The sequence below is a fragment of the Ideonella sp. FW305-24 genome (genome assembly GCF_058788035.1).
The window spans coordinates 1036905-1054689 of sequence record NZ_JBYTAI010000001.1 but is presented as its reverse complement, the minus strand read 5'-3'; the positions used below and the strand labels follow the sequence as shown (position 1 = coordinate 1054689).

Annotated in this window: 23 protein-coding genes; 19 read left to right on the top strand and 4 right to left on the bottom strand. The window is 68.5% G+C overall.

The genetic code is table 11. The features are described from left to right. The first annotated feature begins 3 nt into the window (after window positions 1-3). On the top strand, window positions 4-987 hold the full coding sequence (locus AC3WR5_RS04665) for a DUF6976 family protein (RefSeq protein WP_492482241.1): 984 nt from the start codon (window positions 4-6) through the stop codon (window positions 985-987). A 41-nt stretch (window positions 988-1028) separates the two neighbouring features. Here the strand turns inward: AC3WR5_RS04665 and AC3WR5_RS04660 are convergent, their stop codons facing one another. Further along, a complete protein-coding gene (locus AC3WR5_RS04660) occupies window positions 1029-1451 on the bottom strand; it encodes a response regulator (RefSeq protein WP_492482239.1) in 423 nt (140 codons plus the stop codon). Between the two features lie 243 nt (window positions 1452-1694). On the opposite strand from AC3WR5_RS04660, the gene nifB reads away from it, so the two are divergent. The 16 genes from nifB (at window position 1695) to AC3WR5_RS04580 (ending at window position 12255) form a co-directional block, all read left to right on the top strand. Further along, window positions 1695-3281, top strand: a complete 1587-nt coding sequence (gene nifB / locus AC3WR5_RS04655) for a nitrogenase cofactor biosynthesis protein NifB (protein ID WP_492482237.1) — start codon at window positions 1695-1697, stop codon at window positions 3279-3281. Between the two features lie 45 nt (window positions 3282-3326). Then, window positions 3327-3521, top strand: a complete 195-nt coding sequence (locus AC3WR5_RS04650) for a 4Fe-4S binding protein (protein WP_141290929.1) — start codon at window positions 3327-3329, stop codon at window positions 3519-3521. Between the two features lie 21 nt (window positions 3522-3542). Further along, window positions 3543-3947, top strand: coding sequence for a HesB/IscA family protein (locus AC3WR5_RS04645; RefSeq protein ID WP_211361600.1), 405 nt, complete (start codon window positions 3543-3545; stop codon window positions 3945-3947). Window positions 3948-3978: 31 nt separating this feature from the next. Next, window positions 3979-4635 carry a hypothetical protein gene (locus AC3WR5_RS04640; protein WP_492482234.1) on the top strand — a complete coding sequence of 219 codons (657 nt, stop codon included), beginning with the start codon at window positions 3979-3981 and terminating at the stop codon, window positions 4633-4635. Continuing rightward, window positions 4632-5417 (top strand): 4Fe4S-binding leucine-rich repeat protein, encoded by a 786-nt coding sequence (locus AC3WR5_RS04635; RefSeq protein WP_492482232.1) that lies wholly within the window; start codon window positions 4632-4634, stop codon window positions 5415-5417. Before AC3WR5_RS04640 ends, AC3WR5_RS04635 begins: the two co-directional genes overlap by 4 nt. After that, complete coding sequence (locus AC3WR5_RS04630) at window positions 5410-5745, top strand: nitrogen fixation protein NifZ (RefSeq protein WP_141291073.1); 336 nt, start codon at window positions 5410-5412, stop codon at window positions 5743-5745. The genes AC3WR5_RS04635 and AC3WR5_RS04630 overlap by 8 nt, the downstream gene beginning before the upstream one ends. Before the next feature lie 26 nt (window positions 5746-5771). Next, entirely contained in the window at window positions 5772-6065 is a 294-nt protein-coding gene (locus AC3WR5_RS04625) for a nitrogen fixation protein NifZ (RefSeq protein ID WP_492482230.1), read from the top strand. Beyond that, window positions 6062-6421, top strand: a complete 360-nt coding sequence (locus tag AC3WR5_RS04620) for a DUF3024 domain-containing protein (RefSeq protein WP_492482228.1) — start codon at window positions 6062-6064, stop codon at window positions 6419-6421. Before AC3WR5_RS04625 ends, AC3WR5_RS04620 begins: the two co-directional genes overlap by 4 nt. Before the next feature lie 17 nt (window positions 6422-6438). Next, complete coding sequence (locus tag AC3WR5_RS04615; RefSeq protein ID WP_492482227.1) at window positions 6439-7617, top strand: cysteine desulfurase family protein; 1179 nt, start codon at window positions 6439-6441, stop codon at window positions 7615-7617. A gap of 38 nt (window positions 7618-7655) precedes the next feature. Further along, on the top strand, window positions 7656-7874 hold the full coding sequence (gene nifT, locus AC3WR5_RS04610; protein ID WP_492482225.1) for a putative nitrogen fixation protein NifT: 219 nt from the start codon (window positions 7656-7658) through the stop codon (window positions 7872-7874). A 9-nt stretch (window positions 7875-7883) separates the two neighbouring features. Beyond that, a complete protein-coding gene (locus tag AC3WR5_RS04605) occupies window positions 7884-8180 on the top strand; it encodes a hypothetical protein (protein WP_492482223.1) in 297 nt (98 codons plus the stop codon). A gap of 77 nt (window positions 8181-8257) precedes the next feature. Then, window positions 8258-9406, top strand: a complete 1149-nt coding sequence (locus AC3WR5_RS04600; RefSeq protein WP_492482624.1) for a DegT/DnrJ/EryC1/StrS family aminotransferase — start codon at window positions 8258-8260, stop codon at window positions 9404-9406. Between the two features lie 23 nt (window positions 9407-9429). After that, a complete protein-coding gene (locus tag AC3WR5_RS04595) occupies window positions 9430-10269 on the top strand; it encodes an SIR2 family NAD-dependent protein deacylase (RefSeq protein WP_492482221.1) in 840 nt (279 codons plus the stop codon). Between the two features lie 52 nt (window positions 10270-10321). Continuing rightward, entirely contained in the window at window positions 10322-10627 is a 306-nt protein-coding gene (locus AC3WR5_RS04590) for a 2Fe-2S iron-sulfur cluster-binding protein (RefSeq protein ID WP_141291347.1), read from the top strand. A gap of 14 nt (window positions 10628-10641) precedes the next feature. Next, a complete protein-coding gene (locus AC3WR5_RS04585) occupies window positions 10642-11895 on the top strand; it encodes a flavin monoamine oxidase family protein (RefSeq protein WP_492482219.1) in 1254 nt (417 codons plus the stop codon). Window positions 11896-11898: 3 nt separating this feature from the next. Further along, a complete protein-coding gene (locus tag AC3WR5_RS04580; RefSeq protein WP_141285883.1) occupies window positions 11899-12255 on the top strand; it encodes a ribonuclease HepT family protein in 357 nt (118 codons plus the stop codon). Between the two features lie 196 nt (window positions 12256-12451). On the opposite strand, the gene AC3WR5_RS04575 is transcribed toward AC3WR5_RS04580, so the two are convergent. Both AC3WR5_RS04575 and AC3WR5_RS04570 read right to left on the bottom strand, forming a co-directional pair. Further along, window positions 12452-13726 (bottom strand): glucarate dehydratase family protein, encoded by a 1275-nt coding sequence (locus AC3WR5_RS04575; protein WP_492482217.1) that lies wholly within the window; start codon window positions 13724-13726, stop codon window positions 12452-12454. An 11-nt stretch (window positions 13727-13737) separates the two neighbouring features. Continuing rightward, window positions 13738-14688, bottom strand: a complete 951-nt coding sequence (locus tag AC3WR5_RS04570; RefSeq protein ID WP_492482622.1) for a Bug family tripartite tricarboxylate transporter substrate binding protein — start codon at window positions 14686-14688, stop codon at window positions 13738-13740. A gap of 153 nt (window positions 14689-14841) precedes the next feature. On the opposite strand from AC3WR5_RS04570, the gene AC3WR5_RS04565 reads away from it, so the two are divergent. After that, on the top strand, window positions 14842-15540 hold the full coding sequence (locus AC3WR5_RS04565; RefSeq protein ID WP_325651160.1) for a GntR family transcriptional regulator: 699 nt from the start codon (window positions 14842-14844) through the stop codon (window positions 15538-15540). 701 nt (window positions 15541-16241) lie between these two features. Further along, window positions 16242-16460 (top strand): hypothetical protein, encoded by a 219-nt coding sequence (locus AC3WR5_RS04560; protein ID WP_492482214.1) that lies wholly within the window; start codon window positions 16242-16244, stop codon window positions 16458-16460. A 354-nt stretch (window positions 16461-16814) separates the two neighbouring features. On the opposite strand, the gene AC3WR5_RS04555 is transcribed toward AC3WR5_RS04560, so the two are convergent. Then, window positions 16815-17762: an AraC family transcriptional regulator gene (locus tag AC3WR5_RS04555; protein WP_492482212.1), complete on the bottom strand. Its 948-nt coding sequence runs from the start codon at window positions 17760-17762 to the stop codon at window positions 16815-16817. Between the last annotated feature and the right edge of the window lie 23 nt (window positions 17763-17785).

Below are 17785 nucleotides of genomic sequence, written 5' to 3'. Positions count from 1 at the left end.
GCCATGAATGAACTGATTACTGTGGCGGCCGCCGCCGCACTCATCCGCCGCGGTGTGCCACTGAGCGTGGCGGGCCCGGAGGCCGCACTTGACCAACTGCCCGCAGGCAATTGGATCGGTGGCACGATTCCTTACTTCATGGTCGCCGATGGCGGCACCGTTGTGACCGATGACAGGGTGTTCGTCACCGACCTGTCGCACATCGGTCAGGTCCGGATTGCTTGTTATGGTGCCGACGAACTGGCCGGCATCGTCGGCCATGCGCCGGACAACGGCTTCTCGCTGACCATCATCCCGGCGGGCGGGCAGACGCTCCAGCGCTTCTCTGCCGAGGCCGCGAACTACCCAGACGCCTTCCTCAAGCCCACGGTGGGTTGGATTGCCGGCGTGCACCTCTCCGACCTGGCGCGCGCGACGCCAAAGGTCTACGACGGGCGCAGTGCCGCCAAGCACGAGGATCGCGCGGTCGTGGCCTATGTCGAGCTGCCGGCAGACAAGATGGTGTCGTTGGAAATCGTCAATCTGTTCGAGCCCGGCAGTGGCGACGTGCTGCGCTTCAATGACACCTCGTTCCATGTGCGCGAGTGCGAGGTCAACGGCGAGCGCGTGAATTTTGTCGACTATGTGCGCCGTGTCGGCCTGGACCACGGCAAGCTGCCGATGGTGGGTGATTTCGCTGGCGCGCACCTGAACGTCTCGCTGCAGGGCATCGACGACGCGCAAGGGGTCGTCAATCTGTACGCGCCTGTGTTCACGGGCGTGGACTATCGCTTCGCCAAGCCGGTGGTCGACTATGCCGCAGCATTTCGCACGCGCCTGGCCGAGGTCGATTCGAAGGGCGTGGTGATGGGCTGCAACTGCATCCTGAACTTCGTCTTCGGCGAACTCGAGGGCAAGGCCATCGGGGGCGTGCAAGGTCCGGCCACCTTCGGTGAGATTGCTTATCAGCTACTCAACCAGACCATGGTGATGATCCGCGTCGACTGACGATTGCGGGATGGGCCGGGCATTGACCCCGGTCCCATCACCTATCCGCGCACCACCGGAATCGTCAACACGGCCCGGCGCCCGATCTGCGCGTTGACGCGCTGGCGCACGGTTTCCAGCTTGAACGGCCGCACGATGGCCGAGCGCGCGCCCAGCGCCAGGGCCTCGGTCACGCCCGCATCGCCGGCCGGGCCGCAGGCGATCACCGGCACGCCGGGCAGCGCGGCCAGCAGCTGGCTCACCACCTGAGCCCCCTCGGCCTCGATCACGCTGGCGCCCAGCAGGATCACGTCCAGCGGCGCGCCCGCGGCGCGCGCAATCGCCTCGGCGCTGCTCGCCACGACATTGACCTCCAGCTCGTCAGCCAGCATGAATTGCAGGCCCATGGCGCTGATGTCGTCGCTGTCGATGATGAAGGCGCGCTTGGTCTCCACGGCGCGCTGGGTGTCCACACCAATCTGCATGACGGTCTCCTGAAGGAATGAAGCGGTAGGGCGTGCCGGCTGCAATTGCCATGCCGTCCCCATGCCGTGGCGCGCTGCCGGGAAGCGCCCGCGGACGAGGCCGGTGTGTCGCTCCACGACGTGTCTGGTTTGTCGGCATCCCCACACCATGCGACACACGCAAGTGGTTGATTCAAAAGGAAATCACGCTGGCACGCGTCTCGCAATGGAGGGCCATCCACCCCCGATTCAAGAGGCCTGCCGATGTCAACCAACACCGCCTATGTAGATGCTTCTCAACTTGGCAAATCCCGCCAGGCCGTCAGCCAGATCCTGGAGACCGCCGCGTCCGGCGGTTGCGGCACGACGGGCGGCGAGGGCAAGGCCAGCTGTGGTTCTTCGGGAGGCCCTGGCGACATGCCCGAGGAGATCTGGAACAAGGTCAAGAACCACCCCTGCTACTCGGAAGAGGCGCATCACCACTATGCCCGCATGCACGTGGCCGTGGCGCCGGCCTGCAACATCCAGTGCAACTACTGCAATCGCAAGTACGACTGCAGCAACGAGTCGCGGCCGGGCGTGGTCAGCCAGAAGCTCACGCCTGAACAGGCGGTGAAGAAGGTGGTCGCCGTGGCCAGCGAGATCCCGCAGATGACGGTGCTGGGCATTGCCGGCCCCGGGGATGCTTTGGCGAACCCGAAGAAGACCTTCGACACCTTCCGCATGCTGCAGGAGCAGGCGCCGGACATCAAGCTGTGCCTGTCCACCAACGGCCTGGCGCTGCCCGAGATGGCCGACGAGATCTGCAAGTACAACATCGACCACGTCACCATCACCATCAACATGGTGGACCCGGCGGTGGGCGAGAAGATCTACCCGTGGATCTTCTGGGACCACAAGCGCGTGACTGGCATCGAGGCCGCGACCATCCTGCACCAGCAGCAGATGAAGGGCCTGGAGATGCTCACCGAGCGTGGTGTGCTCACCAAGATCAACTCGGTGCTGATCCCCGGCATCAACGACGAGCACCTGATCGAGGTCAACCGCGAGGTCAAGAAGCGCGGCGCCTTCCTGCACAACATCATGCCGCTGATCAGCGAGCCCGAGCACGGCACGGTGTTCGGCCTGACCGGCCAGCGCGGCCCATCGGCGCAGGAGCTCAAGGCCGTGCAGGACGCCTGCATGGGGGGCGCGAACCTGATGCGGCATTGCCGCCAGTGCCGGGCTGACGCGGTCGGCCTGCTGGGCGAGGACCGCAGCGCCGAATTCACGCTGGACAAGATCGACGAGATGGAAGTCGTCTACGACCTGGACAAGCGCAAGCGCTACCAGGACGCCGTGGAAGTGGAGCGCCAGGCCCAGCACGCGGCCAAGGTGGCCGCGCTGGAAGCCGCCGGCGTGGACGATGGCGTGGACCCGGACATGACCGTGCTGGTGGCCGTGGCCACCGAAGGCCATGGCAAGGTCAACCAGCATTTCGGCCACGCCACCGAGTTCCAGATCTTCCAGGTGAGCAAGAGCCAGGCGCTGTTCGTGGGCCACCGCCGGGTGGACCTGTACTGCCAGGGCGGCTACGGCGAAGACGAGGCGCTGCCCTCGGTCGTCAACGCCATCAACGACTGCCACGCGGTGCTGGTCTCCAAGATCGGCGCCTGCCCGAAGGATGAGCTGAGTGCCGCCGGCATCGAGCCGGTGGACGCCTATGCCCACGAGTTCATCGAGAAGGCCGCGCTGTCCTGGTTCGCGGACTACCGCAGCCGCGTGGCCACCGGCCAGGTCAAGCACCAGGCGCGAGGCGACGCGCAGATCCGCCAGGGCGCCTTCTCCAGCGCCACCGAACAGGCTGCCTGAGCAGCATTTCCATCCCTCCAGCCCCCGCCCGAAGGAGTTCTTTCCATGGCCTTGAAGATCATCGCCTCCATGTGCACCGGCTGCTCCGCCTGCGAGCCCGAATGCCCCAACGTCGCCATCCGCGAAAAGGGCGGCACTTTCATCATCGACCCCAACAAATGCACCGAGTGCGAAGGCCAGTTCGACTCGCCGCAATGCGTTGCCGTCTGCCCTGTCGACAACTGCATCAAAGCAGCTTGACCCGATTTCAAAGGAGACCTCATGATCCAACCGAACGTCACCGTCACCCCCGCCGCCGAAAAATTCATCAAGCGCATGGTGCGTTTTTCGGAGCACCCTTCGGGCGGCTTTCGCCTGAGCGTGTCGCCTGGCGGCTGCTCGGGCTACAACAGCGAGTTCACCGTGGTGCCTGCCGCGCAGCAGGGCGACAGCGAGTTGCTGGTCAACGGCGTGAAGGTCTTCCTGCCGGCCGAGAGCCGGCTGATGCTGGACGGGGTGACGGTGGACTTCGCCGACACGCCGACCCAGAGCGGCCTGACCTTCTTCAACCCGAACGCTGCCGCCTGCGGCTGCTCCACGTCCGGCGACAGCGCCGCAGCGCCCGCCCAGGCCACCGTCTCGGTGGCTTCCATCGCCCGGCGTCCGCCGGTTACGTCCAGCCACTGAGCGCAGCCTCGCCACCCCGGACGCCACCGCCATGGACAGCCGCCTGGACTTCGATGACGCCGTGCTTGGCGGCGGCTTGCCGCCCGAGGCGCAGCAGGCGCTGGCCGAGGCCGGCGCGGCCCGGGGCGACTCGCTGCAGGTGATGGCGGCGCTGATGCGGGCCTGCGTGCTGGCGCCTGAGCATCCGGCCGTGCTGATCGCCTTCTATCGCCACTACTTCTACAGCCACCGCCTGCGCCTGGCGCGGGCCGTGGCGCGCAAGGCCCTGGTGGTGGGTGCGGGCGCACTGGGCCTGCCGGCGCTCTGGCGCGAGGTGCCCGACCAGGCCCTGGCCGGCGCACGCGATGAGCCCGCCACGCGTTTCTACCTCTGGGTGCTGAAGGGCTACGCCTACCTCAGCCTGCGCATGGACGACCCGGTGGAGGCCCGCGATGCGCTGGCCAAGCTGCGCTGCCTGGACCCGCAGGACTGCGTGGGCGCGGCCCTGCTCGAAGCCGTGCGGCAGCGGCAAGGCCTGGAGGGTGACGATGACGGCCCGGCGCTGCCGGTGTTCGGCGCCGCCGCCTGGGCGCGCGTGGCGGCCACCGCCAGCCTGGGACAGGGCTCACTGGTGCACCCTCCGCTTCGCGGGTCCCTCCAAGAGGGACGGCGCGCTCCCCTTCGGGCGGCCGTGCGGGGGCGCTCATGACCGCATCCTGGCAGGACATCCCGGCCCTGCACTGGGAAGGCGGCGCGCTGGACTGTGCGAGCTGCCCGCACGCCGTGCTGCGTTCGCAAGGCGGCTGCGAGCCTGGTGTGTCCTGCATGCAGGACGCCTACGCCCGCCGCATCGACCGCTTCTTCCGCAGCCACCCCGAACTGGCCGCCCAGCACCTGGGCCACGGCTACTTCGAGGTGCGCGCCATCGCCGCCCGCTACGCGGACCTGTTCTGCCTGCCGCCGCTGATGGACGACCCCGATGAGACCGTGCGCCTGCAACTGGCCCTGCGCCTGCCGCAGCGCCAGCTGATGCAGATGCGCACCGACCCGCACCGCGAGGTGCGCATCCGCGTGGCCCAGCGCCTGGCGCCCGAGCAACTGGCTTCGATGCTGCATGACGAGGACTACCAGGTGCGCGCCACCGTGGCCCGCCGCCTGCCCGAGGCCTTGCTGCCGCTGCTGATCAGCGACCCGGACCTGACCGTACGGCGAGAGGTGGCCCGGCGGGTGCGCATGCCTTCGCTGTGGCGCATGGTGGAGGACCGCGAGCCCGACGTGCGCCGCATCGTGGCCGAGCACCTGCCCGTGCCGCTGCTGCAGGTCTTCGCGGACGACCCGGACCTGCTGGTGCGCTGGGAGGTGGCCGGCCGGGCGGCGCCTTCGCTGCTGGCGCGCCTGGCCTGCGACCCCGATGCAGAGATTCGTGAACGTGCCCGTGCCCGGCTGATGCAAAGCCCGGCGCTGGCCAGCCAGGAGGCCCAGCATGGCTGACATCAACCGCGACGATGACGTGATCGAGGTGGCCCAGCCGCCGCGCTTTGCCATGGGCGAGCGCGTGATCAGCCGCACCGTGATCCGCAATGACGGCACCTACAACGGCCGGGACATTGGCGAGGTGCTGGTGAACAAGGGCGAGATCGGCTTTGTCACCTCCATCGGCACCTTCCTGCAGCAGTTCTACATCTACGCGGTGGAGTTCGTGGACTCGGGCCACCGTGTGGGCATGCGGGCCAAGGAACTGTGCACGCTGGATCACCTGCCCGACGAGGTGCTCGCCCAGCTCGGCGATCGCGTGGCCGAGCTGCAAAGCCTGCGCTGAACTTTTCCCCTCAACGGAGCTTCGCCATGATGGACCAACGTCTTCCCTGCTACGAATGGGGCCAGGCCGTAATCGCCGCGGTCGACCTCTACAACGATGGCAGCCACCCCGAGGCCGAAGAAGACCAGCTGCTGGTGGTGGCCGGCGGGCCGGGCGAGATCGTCCAGGTCGGCCAGCATGTGGACAGCCAGGAGCCGGTCTACATGGTGGACTTCGGTGTGGCCGTGATCGGCTGCCTGGAAGACGAGATCGCCGTGGAGGGTGCGGACTTCTGCGCGCTGCCATCGCCGGCCCCGACGCTGGAAGAGGTGCCTCTGTGAGCGCGCTTCGGGCCCGAGAACGCCAGCCTGGCGCGCCTGTCGAGGCGGTGGCCTCGCTGGATGCGCGCCGCATCCGCCGGGCACTGGCCCTGCGGGCTCGCTACAAGTACGTGCAGCCGCGCGTGCTGGCCGAAGGGCAGGGCTGGAAAGTCGTCAGCCCCAACTGCTCGCGCAATGTCGACAAGGCCGGTGGCGAGATCGACATTGCCTGGCTGGCCCCTTCGGACGACGGGGGCTGGTTGCTGTTCTCCCGCGACCATGCGGAGGACTGCTGGCAACTGCGCCACCACGAGCGCAGCCTGTCCGCCGTGCTGCTGCACCTGCAGCAAGACCCCGAGCGAATCTTTTGGCCTTGAGACACGGAGAGCGCACCATGCCTGACTGGCTCTACCTGGACCACAACGCCACCACCCAACCCTGCGCCGAAGCGGTGGAGGAAATGTTGGACGGCTTGCGCACGCTGTGGGCCAACCCTTCCTCCACCCACGCCAGCGGCCAGGCCGCGCGCCGCGCGCTGGCCGACGCCCGTGCCCGCACGGCCAGCCTGATCGGCTGCCAGGGCGCCGAGCTGGTCTACACCAGCGGGGCCACCGAGGCCAACCACATGGCCGTGCTGGGGGCGCTCGCCCTGGGGCGGAACCAGGGTCGGCAGCGCCTCGTGCTGAGCGCGGTGGAGCATCCGGGCCTGCTCGCGCTGGCCGAGCGGCTGCGCGGGCAGGGCCATGCGGTGGACCTGATTCCGGTGGACCGCCAGGGCCGGCTGGACCTGGACGCGGCCAAGGCCTTGATCGGCCCCGACGTGGCGCTGGTCAGCGTGATGGGCGCGAACAACGAGACCGGCGTGCTGATGCCCACCGAGGCGCTGGCCGAGCTGGCGCATGCCGCCGGGGCGCTGCTGCATGTGGACGCCACCCAGCTGCTGGGCAAGAGCCTGCAGCGCTTTGACCGCAGCGGGGCGGACCTGTGGTCCGTCTCGGCGCACAAGTTGCACGGCCCCAAGGGCATTGGCGCGCTGGTGGTGCGCAAGGGCCTGAGCTGGCCCGCGCTGATCAGCGGCCGGCAGGAGCGCCAGCGCCGCGGCGGCACCGAGAACCTGCCCGCGGCGCTGGGCTTTGCCGCCGCGGCCCAGCGCTGCCTGCGCACGCTGGCAGATGACCTGGCCCAGCTGCGCGCCCGGCAGCAGCAGCTCGAAGCCGGCCTGCGCGCCGCGCTGCCTGGCCTGCATCTTTACGGCGAGCTGGCCGAGCGACTGCCCAACACCAGCTGCCTGCGCTTTGGCCAGCTCGATGCCGAGCAGGTGTTGGGCAAGCTGGAGCGCGCCGGCGTGCTGGCCTCGTCCGGCGCGGCCTGCTCGGCCGGCGGCACCCAGCCCTCGCATGTGCTGCTGGCCATGGGCGAGCCGGCGCCGCTGGCGCGCGCCGGCATCCGCCTTTCGCTGGGCCGCGAAACCCGCGAGGCCGATGTCGCCCGCGCCATTGCCGCGGCCGTGCAGGCCATCGGTCCCTTGCTGCCAGAGGCCAGCCCGGCGCCTGCCGAGGCCGTGCCCGCTTGAGCTTCTTCCTTGTCCGTCACCCCAACCCGAGATCCCCCATGAAAGTCATGATCCGCCGCAGTTCCGCCGGGGTGCTCTCCGCCTACGTGCCGAAGAAGGACCTGGAGGAGCCCATCGTCTCGCAGGACGCGCCCGAGCTGTGGGGCGGCAACGTCACGCTGGCCAACGGCTGGGTGCTGGCCCTGCCCGAGATGGCGGCCGGCACCTCGCTGCCCATCACCGTCGAGGCGCGCCGGCTGTCCGGCGGCGCAGACTGAGTTCGTCCCATGGGCACCCTCATGGACCCCGCCACCACCTCCGAAGCCCTGGGCCTGGCCGAGGCTGCCGCCACCGTGCGCGAGGCCGCCCAGGCCTTGCGCCAGCGCTTCGCGCCGCTGCGCGTGGTGGTGGTCGACGCGCTGGACATGCGCGACGAAACCCCCGCCGCGCTGGGCCCCACCCGCGCCCTGTACTACGGCGCCAGTGACGGCCACTGCTGGACCGTGACCCAGGATCCGGCGCAGGCCGCCGGGCTGTTCCTGACCGACAGGGCTCCGGCATGTATCGACAGGGGGCCGGCATGAACGCGCCCGAGTTGATGGACCCGATGGTCGTCTTGCCGCACGCGGCAGTGGCCGAGGCAGACGAGCCCGAGCTGCAACTGCCCGACGACTGGCTGCTGCTGTCGGCGCCAGACGTCGGCGAGGTCGAGCAGCAACTGGTGCAGGCGGCGCTGTCCCAGCCCAGCCTGTCGGCCGGCACCATGGTGCAGCACTTCGAGCAGCGCTTTGCCCAGCGCGTGGGCCGCAAGCACGGCGTGGCCGTGGCCAGCGGCACGCTGGGCACCTGGCTGGCGCTGCGCGCGCTGGGCATCGGCCCGGGCGACGAGGTGATCGCCTCGCCCTATGGCTGGCACCAGGTGGCGCACGCCGTGGCGCTGGTCGGCGCGCGGGTGGTGTTTGCCGACATCAACTACTGGTCCGGCTGCCTGGACCCGGTGCGCGCCGAGGCCCGCATCACGCCGGCCACCAAGGCCTTGCTGGTGGGCAATGTCAACGGCCATCCGGCTGCGTGGAAAGCGTTTCGCGCGCTGGCCGACGCCCACGGCCTGGCGCTGATCGAGGACTCCACCGAGGCCATCGGCTCGCGCTACCAGGGCCGGCAGGTGGGCAGCTTCGGCGACCTGTCGGTGTTCGACTTCTCGCAGCCCTCGGCCCTGTGCTGCGGCGAAGGCGGCATGGTGCTGACCGACGACGACGCGCTGGCCAGCGAGTTGCGCTACCTGCGCGCCCGCTCGCTGCGCGACCGGCGGTCGGTCTCGGTCGGCTCGAGGGTGCCCACGCAAGCCTGCCTCAGCGAACTCACCGCCGCACTCGCCGCCGGCCAGCTGGCCCGGCTGGACGAACTGCTGGCCACGCGCAAGCAGGTCGAAGGCTGGTACCAGGAGCAGATGCAGAGCTTCGAGGGCATCAAGCCGCCGTACATCGCGCCGGATGTCGACGAGGTGCACTGGATGCTCTACACGGTGCACCTGGGCAAGCGCTTCTCGGTCAGCACCTGCGAGCAGATCATCGACGACATGGCCGCGCAGTACATCGAGACGGTTCTCTACTGCCAGCCGCTGCACCAGCAGTTCCATTACATCCAGCAAGGCTGGCAGCGCGGCCAGCTCCCGCTGTGCGAGCGCATTGCCGACAGGGCCGTCTCGCTGCCATTCCACGCCCATCTTGAGGCCGACCATGTCAAGTTCATCGTCAAGACGATGAAGGACAGCTCGGTCAACGTCGGCGCCGGCGCCGCCATCTACTGACACCGACTTTGGAAAGCATCGCCATGTCCGACCCGCTTCACACCCTTCCTGCGGCTTTGATCGAAGGCCTGGCTGCCGGCCAGCTCGCCCCCTATCTCGGCCCGCTGGTGCTGGAACTGTGCCCCACGCAGCCAGTGCCCGCCACGCCGCTGGCGCTGGCCGGCTTCCTCAATGCCAAGACCTCGGTGCCCGGCAAGATCCGCAACCGGCTCACCGCAGTGGCCCAGTTCATCGAGAACTTCAAGCACCGCAAGACCCTGGTCACCGCGATGAACGAGGCCTTTGCCGCCACGCCCCAGCCTTCGCCGCTGCACCGCTGGCTGGCCTCGCTGTCGGCGCCGCTGATCGTCGATACCTGGTACGACGACACCGTGCGCGCCGCACTTTCTGGCAGGGCCGACTGGGCCGAGGTTCAGGGCCTGTCGCAGTCCGAACACTTCGGCACCTGGACCGGCTGGTACCAGCCGGACGGCCAGCTCAGCCCCGACCCGCTGGCGCCCACCACCGTGCTCTACAAGCCCTGGGGCGGCCATGCGCCGGCCGGCAACTACCTGGTCTCGGACACCGACTACGTCGAGGTGCTGACCGAGATCGACATCCAGACCCCCATCCCCGCCGTGGTGCAGCAGCGCCGCGCTGCGCTGGGCTTCGTGTTCCTCGGCTGCCGCTTCAACGACCAGCTGCCGCGGGCCTTCGCGCGCCAGATCATGAAGCGCTCGGCCGGCCCGCACTTCGCGGTGCTGCCAGACGAGCCCACGCGCATGGAGCAGCGCTTCCTCGAAGAGCAGGGCATCACCCGCATTGCGCTGCCGCTGGCCGAGGTGGCCGCGCAGCTCGTTGCTGGTGTGCCGCAGCCGGCCTGAGCGCGCCGCTTCCTTCCTGTTTTCCCCACCCGCCCCATCCGGAGCCATCGCCATGACCACGCTCACCATCCTGCCTTCGGGCACCACCACCGAATTCACCGCCGGCACCTCGCTGCTGCAGGCCATCCTGGACGCTGGCGTCAAGCTGGTCAGCAAGTGTGGCGGCGAAGCCAAGTGCGGCGCCTGCCACCTGTTCGTCACCGAGGGCCGCAAGGGCATCTCGAAGATGACGCCGGCCGAAAACGCAAGGCTCGACAGCCTGATCGGCATCGGCAGCAAGTCCCGCCTGGCCTGCCAGGTCACGCTGCTGGGCACCGAGGCGGTCACCGTCGAGCTGCTCGGCGCGCTCTCGGGTTGAGCGAGGGACTGGCCATGCTGGACCTGGCCCTCGTCGGCGGTGGCGCCTGCGGCCTCGCGCTGGCCCACAGCCTGCACGCGCGCGGCAGGGACTGGCGGCTGTTCGAGGCGCGCGAGCGCCTGGGCGGCCGCGTGCTCACCGCGCAGTCGCAGGACGGCACGCCGCTGGACCTGGGCGCCACCTGGTACTGGCCGGCAACCCAGCCGGCCATGGCCGGCCTGGTGGCCGACCTGGGCCTGGCCGACCTGGCCCAGGTCGACGATGGCCGGGTGCTGCACCTGGCCGACCCCAACCGCGTGCCGCAGGCCGTCGCCCTGGGGCCGGACCAGCGCCCGGCCGCTGACGCCACCGCCACGTCCGGCGCGGTACATGGCGGCGCCCGCCGCCTGGCAGGCGGCATGGGGGCGCTCATTGGCGCGCTGGCCCGGCCGTTGCCGCCCGAGCGCCTGCGCCTGGGCCACGCCGCGCTGGCGCTGGTCGACCACGGCGAATTCATCGAGCTGCGGCTGCAGGTGGGCGAGCGCCTCCAGGCCGTGCATGCGCGGCATGTGGTGCTGGCGCTGCCGCCCCGGGTCGCCGAGTCCCTGCTGCAGTTCACGCCCGCCTTGCCAGCGCCGGTGCAGGCCGCGCTGCGGCGCACGCCCACCTGGATGGCCACCGCCGCCAAGGCAGGCTTTGCCTATCGCCGCCCGTTCTGGCGCGAGGCAGGTCTCACCGGCAATGCCTGGGTCACCCACTCGCAGGCCATGCTGGCCGAGGTCTTCGACACCAGCGGGCCCGAAGGCGAGTCTTCGGCCGGTGCCCTGGCCGGCTTCGCCGCGCTGGGCGCCACGCAGCGCGAGCGCTTCAGCAAGGGCCGCGAGCTGCTGCTCGGCAGCCAGATGGCCCAGCTCTTCGGCCCCCAGGCGGTGGACGAAGCCCTGTGCACCGGCCGCTTCTGGCAGGACTGGGCGCAGGAGCGCTGGACCTGCAGCCCGGCCGACATTGCCGAGGAGGACCAGCCCTCCGCCGCGCACCCTGCGCACCCCGGGCACCCCGCACAGGGCGAGCCGCTGCTGGCCGAGCCGCACTGGGGCGGCAAGCTGTTCTTCGGTGGCTCGGAGACGGCGCACCGGGGCTGCGGTTATCTCGAAGGTGCGCTGGTGGCGGCGGGCCGGCTGCGCAGCCAGCTGTCGCCGGCAGGCATCGCAGCGCGACCAGAGCCGCTGCCGCGCCCTTCAGCCGCTGCCAACGACGCTTGCGCCGTGGTGCCGGGCAGCTCGGCCTGAACCATGTACCACCGCTCGCTGTTCGACATCCTGATGGACACCGGCCGCGCCATCGGCACGCTCACCCACGAGATGCAGAACGAAGACGAACTCTTCGCCAGCACGCTCACGCTGCGCGCCGTCGAAGCCCAGTTGCTCATCATGGCCCACACCATGGGCAACATGACCCCCGCGCTGCACCAGCGCCTGCTGCAGGTCGACTGGCCCGGCTGGGCCACCCTGCACGACAAGCTGCGCCACGGCATCCAGCCCCGCCGCGAAGAAATCTGGTACGCCGTCAACGGCCTGGTGCCACAGACCCTGGAGTTGCTGCGTGAGCTGAGGCGCAAGCAGCCGGTGTGGTTTGAGGTGGGGTATTGAGGGCATGGCGGCTGCTGCAGGGCCGTCCAACCGGGGTGATCGGTCGGCTGCTGTGGACCCGTTGCAGCCGGCCACGTTGATCGATTGATCGCCGCGGAGCGGACGCTCAGCGGGCCACCAAACGAGCGCCTCGGCCGGTCAACAACTCCACCGGACCTGGATCTGACGGAACCGCCAGACCGTTCCATGCGCGAATTCAGAACCTCGGGCTCTTGCCGGTAAAGCCCGCGTCGTACTTGCGCATCTGCGTCAGATCGTCGCGGTTGCGCACGCCACAGGTCCGGTACTGCTCGTGCAGTTCTGCGAGCTTGTCGGGATCGATCTCCACGCCCAGACCCGGACTTTTCGGCACCGGCACCGCACCGTGGTCGAAGGCGATGCGTCCGCCTTTGACCACTTCCTCTTCTTGCCATGGATAGTGCGTGTCGCAGGCATAGGTGAGGTTCGGAATGGCGGCCGCCACGTGCGTCATCGCCATCAGGCTGATGCCCAAGTGCGAGTTCGAATGCATCGACATGCCGAGGTCCCAAAGCGAACACATGCGTGCCAGTGTTTGGGTGACGCGCAGTCCGCCCCAGTAATGGTGGTCTGACAACAGTACCTTGACCGACCCCATTTCCGCGCCCTTGCGGAAATCGTCGAGGGTCGTAATGACCATGTTCGTAGCCAGCGGCAGCCGTGTATGCCCGGCGAGCTCGGCCATGCCCTCCAGTCCCGGCGTGGGATCTTCGTAGTATTCGAGCAGTTCATCGAGTTCAGGCGCGGCCTTGATGCTGGTCTCGAGCGACCAGTTCGCGTTCGGGTCCAGCCGCAAAGGCAAGCCTGGAAAGGCCTCGTGCAACGCACGCATGCAAGCGATCTCGTGCGCAGGTTCGAACACTCCGCCCTTCAGTTTGATGCTCTGGAACCCATACAGGCCGACCATGCGCCGCGCCTGCGCGACGATCTGTGCCGGGCTGATGCCCTCGCCCCAGGCGTCCGCGGCGTACGGCTTGTCGATGTGCTCGGCGTACTTGAAGAACAGGTAGGCGCTGTACGGCACCGCGTCGCGCACCGCGCCGCCCAGCAGATCGACCACCGGTGCACCGACGATCTGCCCCTGCAGATCAAGCATCGCCACCTCGAAGGTGCTGGTCACCTTGGCGGCGTTCTTCGCCGTGTGCGAACCCGGCGCGAGTTCGAATTCGACGGCACCGGCGCTCGGGCGGATGGCCGCGCGCACCCGCTCTTCCATGCGGTTGAGGTCGAATGGCGACAACCCGAGGACGAGCGGCTTCGCCTGCGCCAGCACCCGCAGCATCGGCTCGTCGCCGTAGGTCTCCGAGATGCCGGTGCGGCCGTCGCTGGTTTCGAATTCGACAATCGCGCGCAGCGCCCAGGGCTCGTGGATGCCGGCCGCGTTCAGCAGCGGGCCGTCGCGAAACGCGATCGGGGTGATGCGGACGTCGGTGATGCGGATGTCTCGGCTCATGGGCTGGCTCCTCAATTGACCGTGGCGCCGGACTTCTTCACCAGCGCGCCCCAGCGCGGGATCTCCTTGGCCATCAGCGCGGCCAGCTCTTCGGGCGTGCCGCCGACCAGGTCCATTCCGAGGCCGCCGAGCTTGGACTGCACATCGGGCATCTTCAGCGCCTTGGCGATCTCGGCGTGCAGCCTTTGCACGATGGCCTTCGGCGTTCCCTTGGGCGCGTAGATCGCCTGCCACGACGACATCTCGAAACCGGGCACGCCGGACTCGATCATCGTGGGCGTGTTCGGCGACAGCGCGATGCGCTTGCCCGTCGTCACCGCCAGCAGCTTCAGCTTGCCCGATTGCAGCAGTGGCAGCGCCGCCGTCATCTGGTCGAACATGAAGGTGACCTGGCCCGCGGACACGTCGACCATGGCCGGCGGCGTGCCCTTGTACGGGATGTGCGTCAGTGGCACGCCGATCAGGTCGGCGAACAGCTCGCCGGCCAGATGAGTGGACGTGCCTGCGCCGGACGACGCGAAGGTGCGCCGCTTCTCGTCCTTCTTCAGCAACGCGACCAGCTCGGCCACCGAGTTCAGGCCGAGATTCGGGTCCACCAGCAGCACGTTGGGCAGCGTGGCCACCAGGGCCACCGGCTCGAAATCCTTCACCGGGTCGTAGTTCAGATGCTTATACAGGCTGGCATTGATCGCGTGGGTGCTGATCGTGCCGCCGAAGAGCGTGTACCCGTCGGGCGCGGCCTTGGCCACAAAAGAAGCACCGATGCCACCGCCCTGTCCGGGTTTGTTGTCCACGACGACCGTTTGCTTCAGCGCGGCCTGCAGCTTCTCGGCGATCACGCGCCCGACCACGTCGGTCGAGCCGCCCGCCGTGAACGGAACGATGTAGGTGATGGGCTTGGCCTGGGGCCAGTCCGGCGTCTGTGCTGCAACTGAGCCGGCAGCAGCGAGAGCCGCTGACAGGGCGAGGCACGAGAAGAGGTTTCGACGGTTCAAGGGGATGTCTCCGCAGTTTGGCCTGGGTTCCGTGCCTCAAGGGCGGCGCGGGCTCTTTGAGCGGAGTAAAGCACTAATATATTAGTATGTCAACGAGGCGACCTTGCTAAACTTCGAGTCATGCCCGCCCCGTCCGCCAGCCGCTTCGCGCCGTTCGACCGCTCGCGCCACGCCGCGCCACAGGTATTCGAGCGGCTGCGCGACATGATCTTGTCTCTCGAACTGGCCCCGGGCACCCTGCTCTCGCGTGCCGATCTGGCGGCGCATTTCGGTCTCAGCCAAACGCCCGTCCGCGATGCGCTGAACAAGCTCGGCGAAGAGGGCTTGATCGACATCCGTCCGCAGCACGCCACGGTCGTGAGCCGCATCGACGCAGCTGCGGCCGTGCAAGCGCAGTTCCTGCGCCGGGCAATCGAAGCCGAGGTGGTGCGCACCCTTGTCGGTCACGCCGACGCGGCCCTCGTCGACCAGCTGCGTGCACAGATCGACGTACAGGCCGCGCTGATGGGCAGCGCGGCGTACCTCGAGTTCATCGCTGCCGATCGGGCCTTTCACCGGTTGATGTACGTCGCCGCGGGCGTGCCGGACCTGTTCGACCTGGTGCGGCAACGCAGTGGGCATGTCGACCGCTTGCGCATGCTGAGCTTGCCCTCGGTGGGCAAGCAGCGGGCCATCGTGCGCGACCACCGCCGAATTGTCGATGCCATCGCGAGCGGCGACGCCGCGGCGGCGCAGACGAGCTTGCGCGACCACCTCTCCGGCACACTGGGCCAGATCGACGCGATCCGGCTGGCGCATCCGGACTACTTCACGGCGTAGGAACGACCAACGGGGCTTGCCAACTGCAACTCGAAGAGCCTCACGCCAGTTCCGCCAGTTCATGGCCGTATGGCGGGCGGACTGAATCGCAGTCTGGTGTGTCGCGTTGCGCGTGGCCGGCCCGAAACAATGAACAACATCCGCTGGAGTGGCGCGCTCGCAAAACCGCTTCGCGCGATTGCTGACTGCAGAGGAGTCACGCGTTGGCTATCCACAATACACAGAGCGGACTCTCGCGAACTGCGGCTCATGGCCGACTGCTGTCGCGACCGCCGGCTTGGGTGGATATTTGCCTGCCTCTGATGGATCACCGAAAGACGGTGGGCCTTCTTGCTCATTCTTGCCAGCCGACATATCAGGCATCACTCGGAGGCTCATCGATCGGCTGTGGGTTTGGTTCGCGATGCCAGTCGTCGCCAAGTTCCTTGCGGTCGGCGCCCCACCCGGCAGGCATGTCCGCCAGTTGCCAAAGTGTGGCGTCCCTTTCAACCATGCAGCCCAGGCAGACCAGCTTTGGCTTCTCGCCTTGGTGGGGTGCGCCGCAGAGAAACTGCAGTGTTCTCCGCTTCACGAAAGGGCCACGTGCCGACGAAATTGTGTGGGTGCGAACTCATCGCGAATAGCCTACCTGAAACCTGCTGGTGGCAAGCGGCAGTTCTTGCCGCCCGTGTCCACTGGCCCATTGGCCCCAGCTGCTCATCATGGCCCACACCATGGGCAACATGACCCCCGCGCTGCACCAGCGCCTGCTGCAGGTCGACTGGCCCGGCTGGGCCGCGCTGCACGACAAGCTGCGCCACGGCATCCAGCCCCGCCGCGAAGAAATCTGGTACGCCGTCAACGGCCTGGTGCCGCAGACCCTGGAGCTGTTGCGCGAACTGCGCCGCAAGCAGCCGGTGTGGTTTGAGGTGGGGTATTGAGGGCATGGCGGCTGCTCCAGGGCCGTCCAACCGGGGTGATCGGTCGGCTGCTATCGACCCTCAGCTGCCCTTCGGATCTCTCCAATGCTGCCCGACAGTCAAACCACGGCTCTACGCGTTGCGCATCCAGGAAGCAGCCGCCCACGGCCTCCGGGAACCGGCCAGAAGCGCTTGTCGGCGAAGGTCGTCTGCCATGGGGCATAGCGGTCAAGAACGCCGTGTGCCGGGGTATCAAGCTATCCCGCCACGGCCAGAAGTTCCTGGCCGAGAGTGGACGAGGAAGCGGGCCGTCGCCGGCCTGTTGCACAACGGACAAGCCCGCCGCCAGCCGGCAAAGCCTGGCGTGCGGCCCGCTCAGCCGTTGCGAAAGCGCCAAGGCAGCTGGCGCTCGGCGGCGTCGCGCTGGCGGAACTCGCGCGGTGACAGGCCCAGGGTGCGCTTGAACACCTTCGAGAAGCCAAAGGCGTCCTGATAGCCCACTGCTGCGGCTACCGCCTCCAGCCGCTGCTCGGTCTCGGACAGCAGCTGCATCGCGCGCTGCATGCGGAGCGTGCGCAAGTGGTTCAGCGGCGTGTCGCCCATGGTGTCTCGAAAGCGCTGGGCGAACGCGGTTCGCGACAGACCTGCGCGCTGCGCCAGCTCTCCCAGCGTCCAGGGGTGGGCGCAGTCTTCGTGCATCAGCGCCAGCGCACGCTGGAGCTGCGGGTCGCGCGAGGCCTGGCTCCAGCCGGCCCCGGCCTGCGCGCAGCGTGCGCAGACCTCGCGCATCGCATAGGCGAACACCACGTCGAGGAGACCGTGCACGATGATCGAGCGACCGGCTTGGCTGCCGCGCAGCTCGGCCTCGACCAGGCTGGTGCTGAGCGCCAGCGGCCCGAGCTTGGGCAGCATGGCGGCACGCAGCACCGTCCACGCTGGCAGCTCGGCAAAGAAGGGATGCAGCGGCGTGTTCCAGAACTGGTAGACGCCGCTGATCACCGAGCCGGCGTCGGCCGCCGGCACGTCGTCGGCGTCGGCCGGGGCGCCGATGAACCGCACCTCCAGGCCCTCGATCCGCCCTTGCGCGCTGAGGTGATGGTCGCAGCCGCGTGCTATCACCGCGACGTCGCCGCTGTCCAGCGCGAGCGGTTCGGCCAGTGCGGCCGCGTGCACGTAGACCGGGCCGCGCAGCACCAGGTGCAGCCCGATGCTGCGGTCGCAGGGGAAGCGCAGCGCCACCGTGGACTCCAGCACATGCAGGTCGAGCACACGGCGGTGCAGTCCGCTGTCGCGCAGCAGGTCGGCAAGCAAGTCGGCTGTCATTGATCAATTATCCATGACTTGCG